This window comes from Acidovorax sp. LjRoot117 (genome assembly GCF_964252695.1).
Lineage (GTDB): Bacteria > Pseudomonadota > Gammaproteobacteria > Burkholderiales > Burkholderiaceae_C > Acidovorax.
This window is the reverse complement of record NZ_CAXUPO020000026.1, coordinates 1-3,900: the sequence shown is the minus strand read 5'-3', so window position 1 is coordinate 3,900 and position 3,900 is coordinate 1. Positions and strand designations below refer to the sequence as shown.

The window sequence follows — 3,900 nt, the reverse complement described above, 5'->3', positions numbered from 1 at the left end:
TGACGGGAGCGAAGCGGAAGCCGCAGCCGTCGCGCAACCACAGGCCAGGGACGCGGGGCACGGTGCTGGCAAGCCACCGAACGCCCATGCGCGCCCTGACAAGCAGGTATCCCCCTGCAAGGGGCTAAAACGAGCCATAGGCGCGTTTTAGGGGGTGCGCTGGTGGGGTAGTGCCAACCCCCACCACCTCCCCGCCTTCTAGGGCCATCCAATGGCCCGCGATGCCGAAGGCAGGCTCCCGGCAGGGTCGTCCAGGCGAAGCTTGGCCGCGATTTCATACCGTAACCCCGTAAGGGGTGTAGGTGTGAAATGGAGTCGGTCTCTCTATTTCGTACAAAACCAAAAAATTGTGATAGGTTGAACAGGTAGGCAGGAGGCCCACCATGTACCAGTTCATCCACATCGAGACATACGCCCGCGAAGCGTCCACCAAGACCCCCACGAAGCCAAAAGGCAAGACACCCCAAGAGCGGTTGGCCGCGCTGGGTGGTGCGAATGCTCCGAAGGGCATGGACGCATTCACGCAGGCGGACGGCAAGGGCACAAAGGGCAAAGCCAGCGTCCGCGATGTCATTGCCGAAGCGCTGCGCAACGATGACCATTGCAACCACGTTGAGGCACCGGAGCCGCCCACCTTTCTGGTGGGCGACCTGGGGGACATGCTTGCCATCATTCCGGAAATCGAGCGCCGCAGCGCAGAGGAAAAAGAGCGCACAGGCCGCGCCCCGCGCAAAGACATGCATGTGATGCTCGCCGGCGTTGCGTCGTATCCGCGAGCCCTCGCGGACTCGGACCCGAAGGGCTACGAGCGGTGGGAGAAAGCCACGGTGAAATGGCTTCAAAAGAAGTACGGCGACAACTTGCGGGCGGTGCTTCGGCACGATGACGAAGCCCACCCCCACATCCATTTTTTTGTATGCGACCGCCACGAGCTGAACGCGAAAAAGCTACACGAGGGCTATGTCGCCAAGGCCAAGGCCAGCACGCCAAAAGAAGGCGTGATGGCGTTCAACGATGCCATGCGCGACTACCAAAGCGCCTTCTATGCGGATGTGGGCCACGGTGCCGGGCTGCTGCGCGATGGTCCCAAGCGCAAGCGCATGGACCGGGGCACCTACAAGGCGTTGCAGCGCGAGGCGCGGGAGCGTGTGGCCCTCGATGCGTCGGTGGGCCAAGCCCATGCGGATCTGCTCGATGTTGCGGGGGTCGAAGGTCGGGCGGCTGCGGACCTACGGCGCAAGGCCGAACAGGAGGCGGCGGCGCTCGCCGTCGCCCAAGCTTTGGTGGCTGCTGAACGCGCTGCGCTGGACCAGCGCGGCGACCAATTGCAGCGCGACCGCGCTGCCGTGGATGCGGATTGGACCCGCGCACGGGAAGCGAAGGCCAAGGCCGAGCAGTTGGAGGCGAAGGCCGAGAAGCAACGCGCCGCCCTGGACCGTCAGGCCATCCAGTTGGACAAGGCCAAGGCCAAATGCGACCAAGAGGCCGAGCGTCTGCGGACCTCCAACGCTGAGGCGTTGGCGTCCATTCAGAAGAACCAACAAACCTTGGCCGGGTTGGGTGCGCTGGGCGAGGTGGCGGCCATGGTGCGCAAACCCGGCATGGTGGGCATGCTCGAATTCATCGACAAGAATCCAGACGTGCGCGAGTTGCTGGAAGTGGTGAAGGCCGAGCCGTTCCTGGCTGCGCTCTATGTCAAAGACGCCCGGGAGCAGGATGCGCTGGGGTTGGGTCCGGATGTGCAGCCCACGGGATGGGCTAGCCAGCTATCCCAAGCCGCTGAGGACTACCTGGGCACCATGGACGCTGAACGGGAGCAGCGGGCCAAAAAGCGCGATTCGGGGATGGACATGGGCATGTGAACCCCCTGGTTCCCTTGACTTCGGCAGGTGGGGGCGTAGTTTGGTTTGATGGAAACCATCACTATCTGCGACCCCATCGATTGCGCGTTGTCGCAGTCGTTCTTTGCCATCTCGGGTGGCTCGCCTTACTGCGGGGAGTGGATATTCGATTGCGTGGTCGAAGTGCGTTTAGAGGACAACGATGCCGACGTGTGGAGGCACACATTCAACGCCAACATCTACCTGCATGGGCACGGCAGTTATGTGCCACACGGCCCAGATGTTTGGTCCCGGTCGGCGGTCGCTTACGTTACCGGCGACGTGCTGGCCTTTGACCTCCACACGGCCATCCGCCCGTTCCTTTTCGCGTGCGTGGTGGATGCCTTCGTTGCTGGGTATCACCTCGTCGGCTCGTACTACCACGATGGCCGCGAGTGGGACTTAGGTCCGGTTGAAACGCCCGAGGCAGTCGAGCTGCCGGACCTCACATAAGCCGCCCAACCCCGCCATGGTTTGACTTTCGTTGCACCGTTTGCTATGTTAGAAAGACAAAACCCCGCGTGGTGCGGGGTTTTGAGTTGCAGCTCAGTAATCTTGGCGGATTCACTGCAACAAGAAAGCTCTCATGAATAGATTACATTTTTCATCAGTAGTTGTCAAACCTGCCGCCGCTCTGGGCGGCGGTAATGTGGTCTGACAACGAAAAAACCCCCCCATCCCCCCAGGACGCGACGGCCGCATGGCTTGCGGCATTCAGCCGCGAGGGCGTGCCGGTAGGCACCCCCTCCCCTCCCCTGCCGCGTGCGCCCATAGCGCTGTACGACGAGCTGGACGCGAGCGACGCGAAGCGCTCGACCGGCGCAGCCGGGGACCCCCTTGGTATCTATACGAAAAACCCTTCCCTTTTTTCCCCGGAAAAAAGGCCCTCGCTCATAGGGAAGGTGTTGGCCCGGCGCGGTGATATCGAGCTGCCGGACAAGAAGGACCAAGCGGCCAACCGGTTGGAGCGTTGGGCCTTGCAGTCGGTGGCCCGGCACGCCCTCCCGGATAGCCGCACGGCGGCTTGCATGCGCAACCGGGCCAAAGGGTGCCCCGATGTGGCGGTGAAGTGGTCGAAGGCCGCAGAGCGTGCCAGCTATGCGAACTTGCAGGTGTGCGGCTCCGTGTGGGCCTGCCCTGTGTGCGCGGCCAAGATTTCGGAGCATCGGCGCAAAGAGCTGCTCGACCTGGTCGAAAAGCACCAGGCGGCGGGCGGCTTCGTCTACCTCATCACCCGGACGTTTTCGCACAAGAGCACATCCAGCCTGGCAGCGCTCCAAGGCGGGTTGAAGGTGGCCGAGGGCAAGCTCAAAAGCGGGAAATACTGGCAGTCGATGAAGGCCGATTTTGGCTACGTGGGCACGGTGCGCGCGCTCGAAGTTACCTTGGCCAGCGCCTCCGGCGGCTGGCATCCACACATCCACGAATTGTGGTTTGTGGCCAGCAAGCTGACCACGCAGCAGCAGGAAGAACTGCGGGCACGCATGTTCGACAAATGGGCCAAAGCCTGCGCGGCGGCTGGCCTGGGCGCGCCCTCGGAAGAGCATGGCGTCGATGTGCGCGGCGGCAAGGACGCCGCCCGGTACATCAGCAAATGGGGCATGGCTTCCGAGTTGACCAAGGGCCACGTGAAGAACTCGGCCAAAGGGCTGTCGCCCTTCGACCTGCTGCGCGTGGGCCTGCACACCAAGGACACGGGCGCGGCCAAGCTGGCCCGCGACCTGTTCGCGGAATATGCCGAAGCCATGAAGGGGCGGCAGCAGCTCGTATGGTCGAACGGCCTGCGGAAAAAATACGCCATCGAGGACAAGGACGATGCCGAGGTGGTCGAAGGCACCGAACCCGATGCGGAGGTGCTGGGCCGCATGGATATGGACCAATGGCGCGCCATCGTGCGGACAGAGCGCCGGGGCCAATTGCTGGAAGCCATCAACCGAGCGGACGGCCAATGGTCGGCGGCGGTGGCCGTCATCGCCCAGGCGGTGGCACAGCACCAAAGGGGTGTCGGGGCGGTACGCCC

The 3,900-nt window shown here is 63.3% G+C and carries 3 protein-coding genes; all 3 read left to right on the top strand.

Translation table 11 applies throughout. From position 1 onward, the window contains the following. The first annotated feature begins 383 nt into the window (after nt 1-383). A complete protein-coding gene (locus ACSQ3D_RS27785; RefSeq protein ID WP_436070566.1) occupies nt 384-1,862 on the top strand; it encodes a plasmid recombination protein in 1,479 nt (492 codons plus the stop codon). A 48-nt stretch (nt 1,863-1,910) separates the two neighbouring features. Continuing rightward, entirely contained in the window at nt 1,911-2,333 is a 423-nt protein-coding gene (locus ACSQ3D_RS27780) for a hypothetical protein (RefSeq protein ID WP_436070565.1), read from the top strand. A gap of 194 nt (nt 2,334-2,527) precedes the next feature. Continuing rightward, on the top strand, nt 2,528-3,900 hold a 1,373-nt coding region (locus ACSQ3D_RS27775), incomplete at its 3' end, for a protein rep (protein ID WP_436129022.1).

Bases quoted from the DNA above. Each gene is read 5' to 3' on its own strand.
- ACSQ3D_RS27780 (WP_436070565.1), top strand. From the start codon at position 1,911: ATGGAAACCATCACTATCTGCGACCCCATCGATTGCGCGTTGTCGCAG.
- ACSQ3D_RS27785 (WP_436070566.1), top strand. From the start codon at position 384: ATGTACCAGTTCATCCACATCGAGACATACGCCCGCGAAGCGTCCACC.